General features: G+C 67.7%; 20 protein-coding genes. 8 read left to right on the forward strand and 12 right to left on the reverse strand.

Features of this window, described 5'->3' with window-relative positions; all coding sequences use genetic code 11:
• The coding region (locus MFF56_RS21260; protein WP_444543608.1) for a sunset domain-containing protein at positions 1-196 on the forward strand (196 nt) is incomplete at its 5' end.
• Positions 197-211: 15 nt separating this feature from the next.
• Here the strand turns inward: MFF56_RS21260 and MFF56_RS21265 are convergent.
• Positions 212-451: a hypothetical protein gene (locus MFF56_RS21265; RefSeq protein WP_238230951.1), complete on the reverse strand. Its 240-nt coding sequence runs from the start codon at positions 449-451 to the stop codon at positions 212-214.
• A gap of 79 nt (positions 452-530) precedes the next feature.
• Here MFF56_RS21265 and MFF56_RS21270 point away from each other — a divergent pair, with 79 nt between their 5' ends.
• The gene (locus tag MFF56_RS21270; RefSeq protein ID WP_238230953.1) at positions 531-737 is read left to right on the forward strand and encodes a hypothetical protein; all 207 of its coding nucleotides are present in this window, start codon (positions 531-533) and stop codon (positions 735-737) included.
• 35 nt (positions 738-772) lie between these two features.
• Here MFF56_RS21270 and MFF56_RS21275 read toward each other — a convergent pair whose 3' ends face one another.
• A complete protein-coding gene (locus MFF56_RS21275) occupies positions 773-967 on the reverse strand; it encodes a hypothetical protein (protein WP_238230955.1) in 195 nt (64 codons plus the stop codon).
• Between the two features lie 233 nt (positions 968-1,200).
• On the opposite strand from MFF56_RS21275, the gene MFF56_RS21280 reads away from it, so the two are divergent.
• The 3 genes from MFF56_RS21280 to MFF56_RS21290 are packed head-to-tail and all read left to right on the forward strand — an operon-like array spanning position 1,201 to position 3,191.
• Entirely contained in the window at positions 1,201-2,070 is an 870-nt protein-coding gene (locus tag MFF56_RS21280; protein ID WP_238230998.1) for a TIGR04255 family protein, read from the forward strand.
• Positions 2,067-2,624: a hypothetical protein gene (locus MFF56_RS21285; RefSeq protein ID WP_238230957.1), complete on the forward strand. Its 558-nt coding sequence runs from the start codon at positions 2,067-2,069 to the stop codon at positions 2,622-2,624. Before MFF56_RS21280 ends, MFF56_RS21285 begins: the two co-directional genes overlap by 4 nt.
• 21 nt (positions 2,625-2,645) lie before the next feature.
• Positions 2,646-3,191 (forward strand): hypothetical protein, encoded by a 546-nt coding sequence (locus MFF56_RS21290; RefSeq protein ID WP_238230959.1) that lies wholly within the window; start codon positions 2,646-2,648, stop codon positions 3,189-3,191.
• Between the two features lie 148 nt (positions 3,192-3,339).
• Here MFF56_RS21290 and MFF56_RS21295 read toward each other — a convergent pair whose 3' ends face one another.
• The 5 genes from MFF56_RS21295 to MFF56_RS21315 are packed head-to-tail and all read right to left on the reverse strand — an operon-like array spanning position 3,340 to position 10,213.
• A complete protein-coding gene (locus tag MFF56_RS21295; protein WP_238230961.1) occupies positions 3,340-5,397 on the reverse strand; it encodes a hypothetical protein in 2,058 nt (685 codons plus the stop codon).
• Positions 5,390-6,850: a hypothetical protein gene (locus MFF56_RS21300; RefSeq protein WP_238230962.1), complete on the reverse strand. Its 1,461-nt coding sequence runs from the start codon at positions 6,848-6,850 to the stop codon at positions 5,390-5,392. Before MFF56_RS21300 ends, MFF56_RS21295 begins: the two co-directional genes overlap by 8 nt.
• Positions 6,819-7,343, reverse strand: coding sequence for a hypothetical protein (locus tag MFF56_RS21305; RefSeq protein ID WP_238230964.1), 525 nt, complete (start codon positions 7,341-7,343; stop codon positions 6,819-6,821). The genes MFF56_RS21300 and MFF56_RS21305 overlap by 32 nt, the downstream gene beginning before the upstream one ends.
• A gap of 2 nt (positions 7,344-7,345) precedes the next feature.
• Entirely contained in the window at positions 7,346-9,676 is a 2,331-nt protein-coding gene (locus tag MFF56_RS21310; protein WP_238230965.1) for a hypothetical protein, read from the reverse strand.
• A 3-nt stretch (positions 9,677-9,679) separates the two neighbouring features.
• Entirely contained in the window at positions 9,680-10,213 is a 534-nt protein-coding gene (locus MFF56_RS21315) for a hypothetical protein (RefSeq protein WP_238230967.1), read from the reverse strand.
• An 842-nt stretch (positions 10,214-11,055) separates the two neighbouring features.
• On the opposite strand from MFF56_RS21315, the gene MFF56_RS21320 reads away from it, so the two are divergent.
• From MFF56_RS21320 to MFF56_RS21330, 3 genes are all read left to right on the forward strand, one after another.
• A complete protein-coding gene (locus MFF56_RS21320) occupies positions 11,056-11,271 on the forward strand; it encodes a hypothetical protein (RefSeq protein ID WP_238230970.1) in 216 nt (71 codons plus the stop codon).
• 158 nt (positions 11,272-11,429) lie between these two features.
• Entirely contained in the window at positions 11,430-12,023 is a 594-nt protein-coding gene (locus tag MFF56_RS21325) for a helix-turn-helix domain-containing protein (protein WP_238230972.1), read from the forward strand.
• 158 nt (positions 12,024-12,181) lie between these two features.
• Complete coding sequence (locus MFF56_RS21330; protein WP_238230974.1) at positions 12,182-12,394, forward strand: dodecin; 213 nt, start codon at positions 12,182-12,184, stop codon at positions 12,392-12,394.
• A gap of 6 nt (positions 12,395-12,400) precedes the next feature.
• Here the strand turns inward: MFF56_RS21330 and MFF56_RS21335 are convergent, their stop codons facing one another.
• The 5 genes from MFF56_RS21335 to MFF56_RS21355 all read right to left on the reverse strand — a co-directional run bounded on the left by MFF56_RS21335 (position 12,401) and on the right by MFF56_RS21355 (position 16,861).
• Positions 12,401-12,856: a terminase small subunit gene (locus MFF56_RS21335; RefSeq protein WP_238230975.1), complete on the reverse strand. Its 456-nt coding sequence runs from the start codon at positions 12,854-12,856 to the stop codon at positions 12,401-12,403.
• Between the two features lie 292 nt (positions 12,857-13,148).
• A complete protein-coding gene (locus MFF56_RS21340; protein WP_238230977.1) occupies positions 13,149-15,311 on the reverse strand; it encodes an AAA family ATPase in 2,163 nt (720 codons plus the stop codon).
• A gap of 149 nt (positions 15,312-15,460) precedes the next feature.
• Complete coding sequence (locus MFF56_RS21345; RefSeq protein WP_238230979.1) at positions 15,461-16,081, reverse strand: hypothetical protein; 621 nt, start codon at positions 16,079-16,081, stop codon at positions 15,461-15,463.
• A 9-nt stretch (positions 16,082-16,090) separates the two neighbouring features.
• Positions 16,091-16,342, reverse strand: coding sequence for a hypothetical protein (locus tag MFF56_RS21350; protein WP_238230981.1), 252 nt, complete (start codon positions 16,340-16,342; stop codon positions 16,091-16,093).
• Positions 16,343-16,465: 123 nt separating this feature from the next.
• Complete coding sequence (locus MFF56_RS21355; RefSeq protein ID WP_238230982.1) at positions 16,466-16,861, reverse strand: hypothetical protein; 396 nt, start codon at positions 16,859-16,861, stop codon at positions 16,466-16,468.
• Positions 16,862-16,996 lie beyond the last annotated feature (135 nt).

Raw genomic sequence — 16,996 nt, forward strand, 5'->3', positions numbered from 1 at the left:
GCCCGACCCCGTGCCCTCGCACCCGGCCCTCAACTGCGCGATCAAGGGCAACATCAGCCGCTCGGGCGAGAAGGTCTACCACCTGCCAGGCAGCCGGGACTACGCACGCACCGTCATCGACGAGAAGGCGGGCGAGCGCATGTTCTGCTCAGAGGACGAAGCGAAGGCGGCTGGATGGCGGGCGCCGCGCGGATAGACGCGCCTGAGAGCATCAGAGCTTTCTTGTGCGGCTACGCTCGCTAGCTTCGAGCACATCCTTGCATCGCTGCGACAGCGACATGTAATCGCCCGGCGGCAGGGCCTCGGCCGCGCATAGGTCAACTTCGTTTCTCTGAATGGCGACGTGCTCGGCACGGCCAAACCCGACACCTGCCGCGACCCACAACGCTACAGGTATGACCGCGACAGCTATGCCTGCCACTGCGATCAGAACGCCGATCTTCCGCATCATTCTGCTCCCGCTAAAGGGAAATATGCCTTAAGGTAAAGCTTGTGTCGAATCTGGAAGCTAGGGGGTGGCGTCGTAGATCATGCGGCCCCGGAGCAACGACCCCACGCCGGCCGACCAATTTGAGGCGTACATCCGCGAGGTTGAGGCGCGGGAGGCGGCGCAGCCCCGTCGTCCTACCGGCCCGCGCTCGACCTGGCCGCAGCGCGCGATCGCCCTCGCGGTCGGCTTGGCGCTCTGGGCCGTCATCCTCGCCGGCCTGTCGCGGGCGGTGGTCGGGTGGCCGTGAGCCGCTACACTCCCACGTTGGCAGTCGGTAGAAGCTCAGCCAGCGGCGCGGAGCTCCGGCGCTGCGTCGGCCCGCTCCTGCAATTGCTCGATCTGCCCCTCCATGTAGTCGATGAGCGCCCGGTGCTCCTCGCGGCCCTCTGACGGCGTCTCGCGATCCAGCATCTGCCGGCGGCAGTGTGCCACCATCCGCTCCAGCGCCTGGACGTAGCCCGCCTCTCGCTCGGTCATCGTGCCTCCCGCCCGGCCTGGAACACGACACGGCCGCGTCGGACGCATCCTTGCGGCCGCCGGGTTGGGATTGGGTGAATCGGGCACCTAGCGTGCGGCAGCGCAGAGTGCGAACGTCGCTTCTGGGGTAGTTCCACGGCCATCCCCTTCCCCGATCCCGGCAAGGCCGATTAAGACGTTGTCCACCGGTTTTTGCTCTGGTCGCCGGTGAGAAACCGCCAAGCTTGAAGCTGATGCCCGCCGCCATGCCTGAACCTCGCTTCCGCCCGGTGCACGACGCCCACGCGATCGTCGAGGAAAGCACTTTCTTCGAGTTCATGCCGCCGCTTAAGCAGGCAATGCCGGCCCTTATCTCGCTCAAGGACGAGCTGCGGCACGACTTCCCATCCCACGAGATCCTGAACATGATGCAGGTTCAGGTCTTCCAGCAGAACCAGAGCCAACCGCAGGTGACGCAACCCCGCGTCAACGAAGCGGCGGGCATCAACATGCAACGCTTCGACGCGGATGGCACGCTGGCGAGCACCATATCCATCGCTCAGGAAACTGTGACGCTGGACGAGTATCGATACACGCGCTGGCACGAGGTGTGGCCGCGCCAGCGCGAGCACATCGCGAAGATCTTCGCTCGGATGTCAGGCACCCCCTCGTTCATGACAGGCGTCGGGATGCGCTGGACAGACCAGTTCATCTATGAGGGCGAGGACGAGGCCTACGACGCCCACGAGCTTCTCGACCCGACTTCGGCCTACCTGCATCCGCGCGCCTTCACATCCGGAACCCGGTGGCACTGCCATACGGGATGGTTCGATGCAGACACGACTCGGGGCTACGAGATCCTTAATCAGGTCAATCTGGATGCGGGCGCTGTGAACGTACAGGGGGCCATGCGAACCGCCGTGACGATCGGGCACGCCCAGATACTGCGCGCCAATCAGGCCATCGACGAGTTGGCTCCTTTCGTACCGGGAAATCCGTCAGGGCTTGAGGCGTTGTCCGCCTTGATGGAGGCCTTACATGATGGCAACAAGCGCCTTCTGAGGAATCTCCTGACCGAATCAATGAGTACCCGGATCGGTCTGGGACTGGAGCGAGCGGAATGATCTCGGAACGCCGAGCAACGAGAACGACGACGCCCGGCAGCTCTGTGCTGGCCGTAGGCGTGTTCTCGTCGCGCGACCGACGCCACCTCATGCCATTTATCGCGCTGTCCGCCCTGCTGACGACGACGCCGCCCGCAGCAAGCGCCATCGATCCTCATCGGTTCGAGAGCACGGCCCTGACGACCCGTCCGACGCTGCCGGCCTTCCGGGAATGCGCGCTCATCAAGCGCATCCGTGAACTGGCGACCTATCAGGTTGGCTGGGACGGACCGGAGAGCGTCGGACCCACCATAGAGACGGTAAAGCAGGCGATCGATTTCGCGCGTCAGCTGCAGGCGCTCGGCGACGTCGCGCAGCCTTACGTCAGCCTCGCCAACGATGGCGAGATCAACTTCTATTGGAAAACGCCTCGACTCGCCTTGGATCTCGGCTTCACGGGAACGGGCCGGTACTCCTATTATGGCGAAACGCCGGACGGCGCCGAGTTTGCGGAGGATGGCGCCGAGATCGGCCAGCCGTTGCCTCCCGACCTGATCGCCGTCCTGCGCGCCTAACTGCCTTCCTGCAGGTCGTGAATGAGCGTCGCCGAGGCGCGTGATGCCCCTGAGCCGGTTGCAGCCGTTCCCCACGAGGAATGGCTGCTCCGGCTCAACTTCAATCCGGAGCATATTCACGGCAATGAGGTCGTGCCGTCAGCCGTAAGTCTGACCGATCTGAAGTCGCGCGGCTACAGCGTCGATCGCGAGCACCTTGTCGACATCAGGATCGTCGCCGACCGGGCTAAGAGCCATGCAGCGAACAGGCCTGACGACCGGAAGGTCTCTTACCTATCACGCTTCGAATGCGGGCCGGTCTGTGGCGAGACCGATGCGGAGGGGAAAGTCGCCTTCCGTATCGAGGCGTCCCCCGTCATCGCTACAGAAGCCCAGCCGGCCAATCCAGCTCATGCGCATATCAAGAGCGCAATCCCTCGGGGAGAGGCGGGCTTACGCAAGATCCGTATGCTGCTGATACCGCACCTACAGCGCTTCATTGCCCTGGAAGAGTACGTGCGGAACGCAAGCAACGACGATCAGGTGGGGCAGGGCGTGTCACAAGCCTCTGACTCTCGGCCGGACTGACCGGCGACTACACGAAAAAGCCCGCCGCGGCGCTGAGCCGGGCGGGCTGAGTCTAGGGAGGAAACACCGCCGAAGCGGGCACATGCGGCGTCTAGCATTTGGCATGCCAGCCCCCGTGTGTGCTTCGGCACTCGTCACCGAACCGTCATCAGCGCCGTGCCGCCTGCCCCTGTACGGCAGCCCGCAGCACCGCATCGGCCACAGGGGTCTGAGCCCGCTGCGCGACGATGCTCCGGATCTGCTGCACGCTGTCGGGCGCCGCGAAGAGGTCGGCCAGGGTGGCGTTGTTGCGCCCGAGATAGGCCCGGCGCGCCGCGTCGCCGGCGTTCGCCAGCATGGAGCGGCCGCCGGTGCGCAGCGCCGTCAGGCCCTGCTGCGGAAGCGTCTCGCCGCCGATTTCCGCCCGGTACTGCGCGTTGAAGTCGGTCGGGCTGCCCTGCGGCTTGCGAGTGCCCGTGGCGCGCAGGACGTCGAGCAGCTCGCTCACGGCCTTGCGCGGCGACGCGGACGGCGCGCGCCCGCGCTCGATCGCCGCCAGCACCGCGTCGAGGTTGCGCCCCTGCTGCTCCGTCCCGGCGACGTCCTTCGCGAACCGGGCGCCACCGCCCTGCGCCTCTCCGCCGACGAGCCGCGTCATGCTGGCGTCCGCCTGGTTGGCGAGCGCCTGCCGGATCAGCGGCCCGACCACGTCGGGATCGCGCGCCGCCAGCCGCGTGATGGCGTCGGCAAGCTCGCCCTCGCCGCCGACCTGCGGGCGGCGCGGCAGCACGGCGGCCGTCGCAGCGCTGGTGTCGCTGGCGCCCGCGATGGCGCCGAGCGGTCCCTGCTCCAGCGGCTCCAGGTTCTGCCGGCGCGCCTGCGCCTGTGCAGTGAGCGCGTCGTCGTAGGCCTGGACGCCACCGCGGGACGGGTCCCGAGCGATGGCGCGCGCTTCGGCGGCCCCGCCCTCGTACAGGCCTGCAGCCTGTGAGCTGAAGCCCGGATTGGCTCGGTTGCCGAGCGCCACGCCGCGGTCGCGCATGTCCTTCGTCACGGCGTCGATCACGGCCACGGAGTTGTCGGGCTGGCCCGCATAGGCCGGGCCGAGCACCTCGTCGCTGCGCAGCCGCCGCAGCGACGCCTGAAAGGCTGGATCCGCCGCGATCGGCTCGAAGTCCGCCCGGTCAAGGACGTGCCGCCCGGCCTCGTCGTAGGCGGGGCGCGTGGCCCGGTTGATGCCGGCGCGTACGTCGTCGATGGCGCCCTGCGCCGCCGCGGCCGCGCGCGGCCCGAGCGTCGAGGGCTGCAGGCTCTGAGGGGCGATGGTGTCGAAGGCGGCGTCGGCTCCGGCCCGCATCTGACCAGGGCGCGCCGCCATCATCTCGGCGAGCACGACGCTCTGCGGCGAGCCCTCGACGAAGCGCTGCACATCGGCGAGCTTCGTGGCGCCGCCCGTGGCCTGCTGAATCGCCTCCGGCCCGGTGAGCGGGATGCCGAGCCGCCGACCTGTCTCGGCGAGCGCCTCCGCCCGGTTGAACTGCTCGGGTGTCAGGCGGCCAGCGGTCGTGCCGATGGCGCGGGCGGGTGCGTCGGTGCGCGCCGCCACCGCGGCCGTGCCGAGATTGCCGGCGAGCGCTCCGGCCAGCCGCGCCACGGGCTCGGCCTTGCTGCCCTTCGCGAGTTGCCCGGCGGTCTCCGAGACGACGGCCGGAATCACGGTCTCGGCAGCCTTGCGCGCGAGCCCGCCCGGTCCGATTGCGGCGCCGGTGGCGAACTCGCCGACCGTCTGCGCGTACTGCCCGGCCGTCGTCTTCGGCTCGTAGAGGGGCCCCGTGACGGTCTCGACGCCCTGGCGGATCGCGCCGGAGCCCGGCAGCCCGCCGCCCGAGCCGATGCCGCGGTACATCCGGTCGAAGTTGGCGCGTTCCGGCGTCCCGGCCTGCGGACCGAGCCCCGTCCAGTCCATGACCTTGTGCCCGATGCCGAGCATGATGTCGTCGACGAGGCTACTGCCCATGTGCTGCACGTCGCCCGGCAGGCCCGCGAGACCGATGGCGCCTTTGGCCGCGCCGGTCGGCAGGGCCTTGGCGACATCGACCGCGACGCTCGGCTGCTCGGGCGCGCCGGCTGCGGCCGCCGGGACGAAGCGGAAGCCGGGCGGGAGGTCATCCGCCGGTGCGGGCTGCGAGCGCGTGACGACTCGAAAGCCGGCGGGCAGATCATCCATTGTAGGTCTCCCACTTGCCGCCGCGCCGGATCATCCGTGCGCCGGCGTCGTTCTCGATGATCGTGCCTTCGGAGTAGCCACCCGCCTGCGCAGTGCTGGCGGCGGGCGCCCCCGTGCCGGCGGGGCCGCCGCGGTCGACTGCGCTGAAGCGGGCAAAGGGCGTCTGTGTGGCCGCGATCTGTGCGTCGGCCTCCGCCCGGCTGATCTCGCCGCGCAGCGCCCGCGCCGCGATGTCGCCGACGGCTTGCTGGTACTGCGCGCCGCCCCGGAGCGTGTCCAGGATCAGGCGGTTACCGCCGGGCTGGTTCAGGATCGACGGCAGGCTGGCGAGGAAGTTGGTGAGCTCGAGGTCGGACTGTGCGCCCGATCCCGGCACGCGCAGCGCCGGAGCGATGCGCTGCGCGATCGCGTTGGCGGCGGTCAGCCGATCCATCTTGCCGCCGGTCAGGCCGTTGGCGACCTCGTCCAGACCGAGCTCCTTGGCATAGCCCGCGACGCGCAGGCGGGTCTCGGCGGTGGCGCCGGTCGGGGCGTCGACTAGCAGCGCGTCGAGCATGTCGATGTCGCTGCCGAAGCTGCGGGCTCGCAATCCGCCCTTCGCCATCTCGCCGTAGGCCTTGGCCGCGTCGGTGTCCGCTTGGTTGCGGAACGAGTCGGCGACGGCGCCGCGGCCCTCGGCAGCGATGGCGCTGTCGTACTCCGCCCGACGCGGATCCCCGGCCGGCAGGCCAGCCCGCTCAGCCTGCAGCCGCGCGAGGCTCGACGGCGCCTGCTGCGCGGGCGCGGGCGTCCGGCCGATCGCCTGCGGCCCGGTTACGAGCGTGGGACCGCCCTCACCCATCACGGTCTGGAGCGGCGTGTTGCCGAAGGTGGCGGCCTGCTGCTGCTCGATCGGCATGCCCTGGAAGACGGCGGCCTTGACCTCGTCCATCGACAGCGGCTTCGGCGCGCCGGCGAGCGTGCGGCCGTCCGGCAGGGTCGCGGTCTGGCCCTGGTTCAGCTCGACCACGCCCGTCTGCGTCTGCGGCACGCCGTAGATGTTGGCGATACGCTCCGGGATGAACCGCGATGCCCCCGTCGCCACCGGCGCCAGCAATGCGCGCTCGGTCTCGCCCTGCTGCTGCATGCGGGTTTGCTGCAGCGCCCGCGCGTTGTCGGCAGCGTTCGTGCGCACGGACGTATCGTTGTTCATCCGCACCGCCGTGAGGCTGGCGTTCGGGTTGTAGAGCTGCGCGATGCCGGCGAGCCGATCGAGGCGCGGCTGATCGACGTTGGGCTGGCCCGCCATCGCGTACAGCTCGGCGATGCGCCCCTGCTGCGCGGCGGATTCGCGAGCCTTCTGTCCAGCGAGGATTTCCTGCGGCGAGGCCGGAGCGAAGACCTTGGCGAGGCTGTCGAAGCCCGCCTCGATCTGGCTCGTATCAATGCCGCGTCGGGCCCGGTACATCGGCATGGAATCCGTCCTGCTGCTCTGTGGTGAAAGCGTCGATGGCGCGCCGGACCTCCGGCAGGCCGCGGTAGGCGGTGATCTGAAGCGAGACGTTCTCGACCTCGTTGGCGAGCATGCGGACCATCGCCCGGAAGCCCGGAGCGAACTCCGGGTGCCAAGAGACCTGAACCTCTCGCGGCTCGGCCCAGAGGCGCAGCAGGTCCGCGAGCCGCGCCTGCACGTTGCCGAAGGTCCGCTCGGTCAGCAGCAGCGGCACGGCGGCGCGCGCCAGCGCCTGCTCGGCGCAGAGGATCAGGGCCGCGAGCGGCGCTCGATCCTCCGGCGGCAGCGGGCCGTACTCGAAGCCCTCGCACATCGCCCGCATGCCCGCGGCAAAGGTGCCGGACGGATCCCAATCCGTGATCGCCTGCCGGAAGGCCGCCAGCGCGAAGTTGCTGGCGTCACCGACGTCAGCCGTGAGGGCGCCGCGCCGGATCGGGTGTGCCCCGGGCGACATCGTCAGCTCACCCGCATCATGGACGCGTAGCCCGTCCCGCCGACCGTCGAGCAGGCCACGTCGGAGTATGCCTGCACCGTGAGATAGTCGCCGGCGTTCAGGCGCACGGTGCATGATAGGTTACACTGCGTACTCGCACCGCCGCCGGCCGGAGCGCGGGTGTCGCTCGGCAGGTCGGCGCTGGCTCCGTTCTTCAGGACTAGGATCTGGCGTAGGGTGCCCGCAGACGTCGTGTCGAACCGGACCGACGCCGTGAAGGTGTAAAGCCCCGCAGCAGGCGCGATGAAGCGGCCTTGGGCCCCGGCGTTGCGATAGCCGCCGGTGTCCTCGATCGTCGCCCACGTCACGTTCGTGGCGGTGTTGGCGGGGAGCGACGCGCCGTTGTGCCGGGCACTGGCGAAGTTGGAACCGACCGCGAGTTGCACCTGGTCATCGAACTTGAAGAGGCCCGCTCGCGGCGCTCCGCCTCCGGTCGCCTGGTTCACTAGGAGGTTGCCGGCCTTGTCCTGCACGAAGTTCGTGTAGAGCGAGGCTCCGCCGTCGCTGATGCTGCGCAGCCGGAACGCGCGCGAGCCCGTACCGGCCGCGCCGGACAGCTCCGGGAGGGTCGCGGGCGGCAGCGTGCCGTCCTCGGCGCTGTTCGCTATGCCGAAGTTGTTGCGCGACCCGAGGTCGACGACGTTGACGGCGTTCGTCCTGAACCGGCAGGCGTCGACTGTGATGCCCGACGAGCCTTCCTGAAGGAGGAGGCCAGCCGCGAGCGCGTTGAACACGCATCCGGTGACGATGCCGCCCGGGATGAGCGCCGGACCGATGATCAGGCCGTTCGATCCGGGCGGGACGGCCGTCCCGGGTGGCTCACGGTAGGCCTCGCCCTGAAACCAGCAGTTGGAGATCTGGAAGGGAACCGGGTGGTCGATCTTGATGCCCGCAAGGTTCCGCTTCGTGAAGAACGTGCAGTTGACGGCCGCGAAGGTGAAAAGCTCAGTCAGGATCTCAATGCCGGTGCCCGTGCCGATGCCGTACTGAAAGTTCTCGACGTAGAGCTGAGCGAGCACGCCCTTGCGGGCTGCATTGTCAACGGTCGCCATGCCGGCCCGGCAATAGACAGCGTTGCCGTTTACTGCCGATACGCCCTGGATGAAATCACCGTAGTACAGTCCGCGATCAAGGCTGACGAACTGGAAGTTGGCGATGTTAACCAGCACAGTGTAGGAGAAATCGCCCCCGAAGGTAGCGCCCTCGATGCTGATGCCGTCGCCGAGCGGACCGGTATTCTCCCCAGCGGTTGAGCCGCCCGCACAGACGACGAAGCCGATATCCACGATGGTAGCACCGCGGATGTCGATGCCCTTGTTCCAATATTTTTGGTTGAAAGGTGCATCGTCGCCGCGTGTCACAACCCTGAAGATTGTGTTGTAGGGCGGGTGTCGAAAGCCAGCAGAGTAGAACTGCGAGGTGACGTTCAGGCGGTAGGCGCTGCCGCTGCCTGTTGGGCTGTCGTACCCGGTGCTCAGCGTCATGTCGCTGATGTGCGCCGAGTGGGCGAAGTAGCTGAAGTCGTATTGGATGCCGCCGTCGGCATTCGGCCAGTACAGGATGGTGGCATCTGTGCCCTGGCCGCGGTTGGTGATCGTGCGGGCCTGCTGCGAGCCCTTCGGGAACTCCTCGTAGATCTTGTTCTTGAGCGTCAGCTTACCCGCAGGCCACTCCAGAACGCCGCCCGTGATCGGCAGGGCGGCGGACGCTGCCTTGTAGGCGTTGTCCCACTTGAGCTCGCCGTCGCTGTCCTTGGCGAAAGCGGCGACGCTGACGTACATCGTGGGGATCTGGACGCCCCCGCCGCCCTGGCCGAAGCGCGGGTCGTCGTAGGCCGCGACGCCGCCGGAGATGCCGACCGGGCGTGTGGCGGCCGTGCCGAGCCCGAGGTTCTGCCGCGCGGTCGGCAGGTCCGTGAGCCCGGCGAGGTTGCCGGCCTTGGTGAGGAAGCCGCTGACGTCGGCGTTGGAGCCGAAGCGCGGGTCGTTGTAGGCCGCGACGCCGCCGGGCTCGCCGACGTTCAGCGACGCGGCCGTGCCGAGGCCGAGAGAGCCCTTGAGCGCGCCGACCGTGACGGCCGTCGGAATGGCGGTGGAGGAGGTGAGGTTCGCCAGCAGCGTGCCGGGCGGGGTGGGCTTGAGGGGGCCGTTGGCAGCGAGGCCCGACACGAGAGAGCCCATCGCCTGCGCGATGTTGTCGAGCTCAATGTCGACGCGCTGACCGGGCAACGGGAGGTTGGGCCGGTTGGACTGGAAGCCGGAGAAGCTGAAGGCTCGGGTGTAGGGGGCGTTCATCGCTCACGCCTCCCCGTTCGGCGCGCAGGCGGGATCTGCGGGGCATCCCGGCGGCGTCGGGAAGGGCACGACGTTGTCGGCCAGGATCGTTCGGCGGACGGTCGGCTGGCGCCGGCGGCTCTGGTCGCCTCGGCGCAGGGCCTTCAGATCGCCGAAGAGCAGCACGGCGGTGGTGTGGGCGGCGAGCGCCTCCCGCATCCACGCGGCGTCCCGCTGTTCCAGCGGCACCGTCCAGCAGTTGAGCAGCTCTCCGATCGCCGCGATACCGCTCGAGAGATGCCCGAGGTTGTAGACGCTGCGGAGCAGGCGCTGGCCGGGCTCGGCCGCGCCGTCGAGGCAGGCGTCGAGCATCTCGCGCGCCGTCTCGCTGATGGTGCTGTCGCCCACACCCCTACAGACGATGCCGGCGGCGAGCTCCAGGGCCCAGACGTAGGTGTCGGGCGTCTCGCTGGCGCCGGCTTGCTCGAAAAGCTGAGCGGCGAAGATCGGGTCGTGCTGGGGGCACGCCGCCTGAGCGGTCGAGGAGGTCTGTCGCATCGCGTCGATCGAGCTGCGGAGGAACAACGGCGGCGATGGCGCTGAGCGCCTGCGCGGAGTGAGCCGACGTCGTTCCTGAAGCTGCGGAGCCTCGGCAGCCACGCGGGCTGGCGAGAGGGGCGATGCGGGTGTCGAGTCCGCTTGATCGACGTCCCAGAGCGCGACGCGCCCTGAGCGGCTAGAAAGTAGCGCAGGGCGGATCGACTGGCAAGCGAAGGTTTGCTATGCGCGCGCGAGAGCGCTGGCGGGGTTGTCTGGCTTGTCTGATAGATCAGACAGAATGTCTTCGAGGACAAAATGTCCACTTTGTTTTTCAAGCAGAATTTTTGTGTGAACGTCTGACGGGCGTCAGCGATGCGCGATTGGCCCATACCGGGGGGGGGGGCTGCCCCCGACCCGGCAGGCACCCGGCACCTCCCGGGCTCGCCGAACCGACGCGCCTGTTTTCAATGAACAGGCGCAGTGCTTTAGCACCAATCGCTTAGCCTCTATGCGGCGCCCGTCGTTGCGCACTCGGGCCTTTTAGCGGGGTTGGCGGACCCCGAATTAGCGGGGTTGTCGCGTCGGCGCGGTGCGGCGCGCTAATTTTGCGAATATTTGTGTTGGCGGGGTTGACGCCGCGAATCCGGCGCCCTTACTTTCTGCTCGGGTTAGGCAAAACCCGTAGCGCACAGCGCGGCTCGCCCGGCAGGGTGAAGCCGATGCGTTCCCGATCAGGTCCAGGGTCCTCACGTGTATGTCCAGGGCGCAAGCCTAAAGACGTGCAGGAGCCGTTGCGCGCGGTTTTGCCTCCCCTGGATCAATCCGGCTGCTAGGCAAAGCAGTCTCTGGAGCGCAGAACAATGACCGGAGACATCAGGTTTTTCGATCAAGACACCACCGTCGCGTACATCGCGAAGGACGCTGAGACAGCAGAAGATCGATGCCCCGTGTCGTCTTACATGATCGACGCCTACGAAGAGGACAACCCGAAGCCGTTCTCTTTCCGAGCTTACGACCTCAGCGCTGCCGAAGCGATCCGGTTATTAGATTTCTACAATCAGATGCGAGCGGCCTGATTCATCCGCCGTTATTAACCAAGGGCGTCCCTACGAGGGGCGCCCTTTTTTGTTTGGATCGCCCGACGTTTTGTTGCCAGACAAATCAGACAAATACTTAGTTGACGCGCGCAAAAACTTTGCGGCATATGCGTTAAGGCTTCATTCGGAGCACGCCTATGCCGAAATACGCCCTGCGGGCGCAACCTAACGGGTTCTTCTACATCCACTGGTCCGAAGGGCGCCGCAGCCACCGGATGAGCACCCGCCAGAGGGATCGCGCGAGGGCAGAGCGCTACCTTGAGATCTGGATGGACCGGACTGGCCGGAGCGAGCCGCCGCCGGATCCGGACGTCATCACGCCCGAGATGCTGGACTGGGAGGCCCTCGGTCTCACTGAAGCCAAGCGGCCGGACTGTGTGCCGAAGCGGCCGGCCAGGATGGCGCCGCCGGCCCCCGCGCCGCAGCGCGACAAGCTCATGACTGAGGCGGAGGTAGCGGAGCGCCTGCGCTGCTCGGTCTCGAAGGTGCGCAAGCTCCGCTACGACGGCCGCCTGGCCTTCATCCCGGGACGGCCCGTGCTCGTCACCGATGCGGCGTTCAGGGCTTTCCTGGAGGTGGAGGAGCAGCGGCGGGCACGCACCCGCCCAACGTTGAGGAAGGCACAGAGGGCGGCCGCGGCTGCCGCAGAGGAGAAGCGCACCGGCGGCCTGAGCGGCGTACAGCTCGCCCGGCTGATCTGGCTGCAACGGCGGGCCGCCCAAGCCCGGTAAGGCTGAGTGATAGGCGCCGGCATCGAGTATCTCGTCTCTTTTGGCACCTACAGCCTCAGCGCACTCGCGGCCCGGCGGCCATTTCCAGCCCCGAAGAATGCTTGATCCGAGCGACCCCGCTTCCAGAATCCGCAGCCTCTCGCGCTGAGGAGGGCCGGATGTCGGATCACGTCTACAAGGTCATCGAGCTCGTCGGCTCCAGCGAAACGTCGATCGAGGACGCGATCCAGGGCGCCGTCGAGCGGGCGAACAAGACGGTCCGCAACCTGCGCTGGTTCGAGGTGCTGGAGACGCGCGGCCAGATCGAGAACGGCAAGGTGCAGCACTACCAGGTGACGCTGAAGGTCGGCTTCACGATGGAAGGCGCCTGATCGGCCTCAGTCGAACACGCCGCCGGCCAGCACCACGTCGCCCTCGATCACGGGCGCGTCGAGCTCTGCCAGGGCGTCCCGGGCCTTGGCCGCGGCATCGATCAGCTCGGCCCGGGAGAGGGTGTGCAGGGGCTTGTCGCTGGCGTCGTCGCCCGCGGCCACGCCGGACAGTTTCACGAGCTCCCGGGCGGCCATGACACGGCTGGCGGCCGGCGCCTGCTTGTTGGCAGCGATTTCAATGAGCGTGCCGACGCCGACGCGGGCTCCTTCGGTCTTCAGCAGGTACGCCTGCTCGGCCTGGACGCGGGCGACGATATCCGGCTTCCGCATCAGTGCGCCGCCGCGCGACGAGGGCTGCGCGTACCCTGCTCGATGAGCCGCTTCGGTGGCGTCGCCGCTGCGCACCATCTGCTGAACGAAGGCGTGTTCCTGTCGCGTGAGACGCTTCGATTTTAGGGGCATTCCGCCATTCTCCGACAACTTGTCCCACCAGCGCCGTAGAGGCGCCGAGACATTCCGCAATTCGGCCGTTCGGCTCTCGCCGGTGGTGCGTGGTTTTCCTCTGATCCGAGTTTCCCATGCGGCTCTCCGGAGACCGGAGGGGTCTCTAGACCCCCCTCCGGAGCCCTCCGGTTTGTGCCTTGCCATCCTCCGGTCCGCTCCGCTTTCCTCCGGTTCGGCTAAGCGGCTGGTAGCACTAGATTTTCTTTTCTCCGGTTCGTCCTCCGGTCCGAGCAGCACGAATTTCATGCGCCTAACCAAAAACGCCGTCGATAAATCCCGCTCCTCCGGTTTGGCCTTTGGGATCTTCGGAGGCCTCCGCTTTGAACCAAGCGCGGGGATCCAGCCGTGCCGGGTCTGTGACCTGCCAGACACCACGCTTCGAGCGCACAACGAGGCGCTTCTTTTCGAGCTGACGGAGATGGAAGCGGAGCTTCTCTTGGTTGAATTCCGGGCTGTCGAGGAAATCGCCAAGGTCCACTTGGCGAACCCCCGCCTTCGGATCGCCTGTTTCGGCCGCACAAGCCGCCAAAGCCTCCAGCACCCTTCGCTCCGTCGCCGTCGGCGCCTCTACCGGCAGTTCCGCCTTGCTGGCGACCAGCCGCACCGTGCACGACGTCACAGGGTCGCCCTCGTCATCCCGTCCGAGGTGCACCACGTCGAGCGCGAACGCCGACGACCAGGACTTGTCGAGGTCGCGCTGCTTCGTGACGGCGATCTGTCCGGGGCTGATCTCGATTTCGGTGTCCGTCGCCGCGCGCAGGAGGGAGTGGCCGCGCGCGCCCTTGGCTTTGTCCTTGCCCGAGTGGTGCACAACCAGCACGTGCGCCGCGACAGCCGCGCGGATGGCGTCGAGGTGCCGAACCAGCTTCCCCATGTCGATGGAGCTGTTCTCGTCGCCGCCCGCCATCGCGCGGGACAAGGTGTCGATGACGACGAGCCCGAGGTTCGGCCCCAGCTTCCCTAAGGCGGCGATCAGCGGCTGCAGATCGCCTTTGTCGCTCAGAAGATCGACGGGCGCTGCGAGGATGTGGAAATGGGCGGCGGCGCCGTACCTCCGCGCCAGCGCAACACCTCGTTTTGCAGCCCCTTGGCCGCCCTCCGCCGCCACGTATGCGACGACCTTCTGCGCTGTCTTCATGCCGCCCCACGGCGCGCCGCGGGCGATATGGTGCGCGAGGTCCATTGCGACGAACGTCTTGCCGGCGTTGCTCTCGCCGTACAGCACCGTCATGGCGCTCTCGTCGAGCAGACCTTTGACGAGGGGCTTTGCCCGATCCGTGAGTGCCGCGCCGGCCCAATCGTCGAGACGGACGAATGCGAGCGGCGGCCGCGCCGGCCCAGCGACTGCCGCCTCTCCCTCCTCCGCAGAGGGGGGAGTGCCGTCATCCTCGATGCGGTCGAAGAAGGCCTCTGGCGGCGCCATGTTGCGGCCGGTGTGCTTGGCGGCTTCGGCATACAGGTACGGAGCGCCGACGCCGAACGGTGGTTGCAGGCTCTCCCAGTGAGACCACGCGTCGTCGTAGTCCTTCTCTCGCACCGTCCAGCGCAGGCACCAAGACCAGAAGATGTCGAAGGCCTCGTCGGGATCGTAGGGCACAGCCGCCTTGATCGCGTAGCCCATGCGCAGGAACCACGCTCGGTCGGATCGATCGTTCGGGATGGCATCGACCGCGGCGCGCACGGCCTCGATCGGTCCTTCGAGCGCCCGCTGATCGACCTGGCTGCGGTCGAGGCTGTTCGGTGCTGCCCGCCGGTGCGCGTCCGGCAGGATCTCGGTGAGCCGGTCCAGATAGGCCCGGACCTGCTCCCGGTTGACGACCGTCAGCTCGTCTCGGGCGGGTACGCCCTCCGGCCAGACGTACGGCTTGCCGGTGAAGGAGTGGACTGCCCGTGCCACCATCTGATGCCGAGGACCGAGAACCTCTACGCGCTCCGTCTTCCCATCGAGGCCAGAGAGATCGACCCGCTCGTAGGGGATGTCCTCGGAGGTCGCATAGAGCAGCAGCACCTTGGGCCAGCGCCCGATGCGCCGCGGTGCCGGCCCCAGGATTTCGTACGCCGCCTCCACGGCAGCCTCGGCGAGCTTCGGCGCCAAGCTGTCGATGTCGATGGCGGTCAGCCCGTCGCCGAGCTTGATCCCGACGCCGGCACCCATGCCATGCCAGCGCTCCAGATCAACCTCGGTAGTCTCGTGCTGCTGCCATGGGAAGCTCTTCCAGCCGTAAGCCCCAAGCTCGCCCACGGCCTTGCCGCGGCACTGCGGTTTCGCCGCCAGGTGCGAGTGCGGCGAGAGCTCGGCGTTGGGCGGCACGATCGGGACGAGGCGGCGATACCCGAGATCCCAGAGTATACGGAAGCGGTTCGCCGACGACTGTACGGATTCGCCGCCGTGGCCTACACTGCTGTCGGTCATGATGATTTCCCGCCGGACGCTGTCGTGAGCGGCGCCCGGCCATAGAGTTGATGGAGCGGCGGCTTCCCCTGGTGGTGCGGGGTAGGCCGCCGTTTCGCTTTCCAGGGTCGGCGGGATCTCAGGGTCGGGTCGGTTTGGTGCGCCTGCGGTCAGGCGCGGCCGGCAGTCGGCGCGGTGCCGAGCCAGGCGCCGGGCAGGCGCATGACGGTCCGGTAGAAGCGCCCGCCCGTCTGGCCGGTCGCCCGCGTGTCGCCGATGATCGCCACCACGGGCACGCAGTCAGACAGGGCCTGAAGCCGCTCGACCTCGGCGGCGTCGAGGATCAGCGCGGCGAGGTCGATCAGTTGGCGCTGATGCTCAAGCGACGGACGCGCATCTGGCGTTGCCACGGTGGCGCGGCTGATGCGCCTCGCCGTGGCTGCCGCCCGCGCCGCACGGGGTCCGGGGCTCAAGGCTGCGTGAGCCGCGACGACGTCCCGGATCCAGACCTGAGCGGCGGCGTGCCCGCGGCGCGGGTGCGCGTCGGCAAACACGACGAGCGCCTCGCCCGAGACCACGGTATCCGCGATCGACCCGCCCTGAACTCGGCCACCAGCCGGCATGGCCGTGGGGTTGGTTAGCAGGCCATCGCAGCAGTGCGCGATGCTGTGGAGTGCCGGCGAGTAGGCGCGGAGGCCATGCTGGCCGACTCGGCGGGCCAGTTCGTCGGCGACGGCCCGGCCGCCGGTCGGCTCGACCTGATGCCGTAAGAGGAGCGAGAGGGCGTGCATCACGCCACCTCAGGCCGCGAGTTCGGACGTCGAGGTTACGCGGCGGCTCAGGCGCGAGGCCGCCCAGGCGTCGAGGTCAGCGTCGGCGTATAGCGGGATCCGCCCCGCCTTGTAGAAGGCCGGCCCCCCGCCGACGCAGGCGAGCTTGGCAAGCGTCTTCGGGCTGCAGGGGATGCCGTGTCGGTCGACGATGTACTGCGCCGCGGCAACGCGGCGCTTCTTGGGGCCGGTCTCGGCGGCGCGAGAGGGATCGTAGTTCATGGATGCCTCGCGGTCGGTTAGCCCGGCCAATCGCCGGGGTCGCGAGGATCATTTCGGAAACTGTCTGACGTGTATGCCGGATTGACCGACAACCGTCAGACACATCAGACAGCCGGTGGGTCGTCAGCCGATCCGGCCGCCTGTGCCGTGTCGCTCGGGAAAGCTGCCGATGGCTTTCCTAACTATGCTTTGGAGGGTAGAGCGCGCAGGCGCCTGTTTGTAAAGGGTTGCTGAAAAATCCATTGCCTTCTCAACAAGGGCATTTTCCGATTTAAGGAACTTGTTGTTTGGTCCCGGTGTGCCGTGTTGCTTGATCAACGACAATATCTGATTGGTTATTTCTTTGTTCTGGTCGTACACCCGCTTGCGGCCCCCTCGTCGGACCCGCACGCCTGCTGCTGGAAATACTTTCTGCACGTCATGCGCGTTGATCTCGACGTTCAGCCAGCTTCGCTGCCCTGGCGCTTGTGGAGCAAGGAAGCACTCCCGCCCGGGAGCGGAAGGCTCGCTATCGAGCACGAGGTCTCGAGCTTTGATTGAGAGTAGCTGCCGCTCTTCGACTGATTCGTCGGATCTTTGCGGTAGACCGTCCGAGCGGACCCGCCCTGCGACAATTCTTTCAGACAGCTCGCGCCAAGCCAACCCGGGGCTAGC

The sequence above is a fragment of the Methylobacterium hispanicum genome (assembly GCF_022179285.1).
Classification (GTDB): Bacteria; Pseudomonadota; Alphaproteobacteria; order Rhizobiales; family Beijerinckiaceae; genus Methylobacterium; species Methylobacterium hispanicum.

Bases quoted from the DNA above. Each gene is read 5' to 3' on its own strand.
- MFF56_RS21270 (WP_238230953.1), top strand. From the start codon at position 531: ATGCGGCCCCGGAGCAACGACCCCACGCCGGCCGACCAATTTGAGGCG.
- MFF56_RS21300 (WP_238230962.1), bottom strand. From the start codon at position 6,850: ATGCCGATGTACCGGGCCCGACGCGGCATTGATACGAGCCAGATCGAG.
- MFF56_RS21265 (WP_238230951.1), bottom strand. From the start codon at position 451: ATGATGCGGAAGATCGGCGTTCTGATCGCAGTGGCAGGCATAGCTGTC.
- MFF56_RS21290 (WP_238230959.1), top strand. From the start codon at position 2,646: ATGAGCGTCGCCGAGGCGCGTGATGCCCCTGAGCCGGTTGCAGCCGTT.
- MFF56_RS21325 (WP_238230972.1), top strand. From the start codon at position 11,430: ATGCCGAAATACGCCCTGCGGGCGCAACCTAACGGGTTCTTCTACATC.
- MFF56_RS21345 (WP_238230979.1), bottom strand. From the start codon at position 16,081: ATGCACGCCCTCTCGCTCCTCTTACGGCATCAGGTCGAGCCGACCGGC.
- MFF56_RS21310 (WP_238230965.1), bottom strand. From the start codon at position 9,676: ATGAACGCCCCCTACACCCGAGCCTTCAGCTTCTCCGGCTTCCAGTCC.
- MFF56_RS21350 (WP_238230981.1), bottom strand. From the start codon at position 16,342: ATGAACTACGATCCCTCTCGCGCCGCCGAGACCGGCCCCAAGAAGCGC.
- MFF56_RS21320 (WP_238230970.1), top strand. From the start codon at position 11,056: ATGACCGGAGACATCAGGTTTTTCGATCAAGACACCACCGTCGCGTAC.
- MFF56_RS21305 (WP_238230964.1), bottom strand. From the start codon at position 7,343: ATGTCGCCCGGGGCACACCCGATCCGGCGCGGCGCCCTCACGGCTGAC.
- MFF56_RS21280 (WP_238230998.1), top strand. From the start codon at position 1,201: ATGCCCGCCGCCATGCCTGAACCTCGCTTCCGCCCGGTGCACGACGCC.
- MFF56_RS21340 (WP_238230977.1), bottom strand. From the start codon at position 15,311: ATGACCGACAGCAGTGTAGGCCACGGCGGCGAATCCGTACAGTCGTCG.
- MFF56_RS21285 (WP_238230957.1), top strand. From the start codon at position 2,067: ATGATCTCGGAACGCCGAGCAACGAGAACGACGACGCCCGGCAGCTCT.
- MFF56_RS21330 (WP_238230974.1), top strand. From the start codon at position 12,182: ATGTCGGATCACGTCTACAAGGTCATCGAGCTCGTCGGCTCCAGCGAA.
- MFF56_RS21335 (WP_238230975.1), bottom strand. From the start codon at position 12,856: ATGCCCCTAAAATCGAAGCGTCTCACGCGACAGGAACACGCCTTCGTT.
- MFF56_RS21295 (WP_238230961.1), bottom strand. From the start codon at position 5,397: ATGGATGATCTGCCCGCCGGCTTTCGAGTCGTCACGCGCTCGCAGCCC.
- MFF56_RS21275 (WP_238230955.1), bottom strand. From the start codon at position 967: ATGACCGAGCGAGAGGCGGGCTACGTCCAGGCGCTGGAGCGGATGGTG.
- MFF56_RS21315 (WP_238230967.1), bottom strand. From the start codon at position 10,213: ATGCGACAGACCTCCTCGACCGCTCAGGCGGCGTGCCCCCAGCACGAC.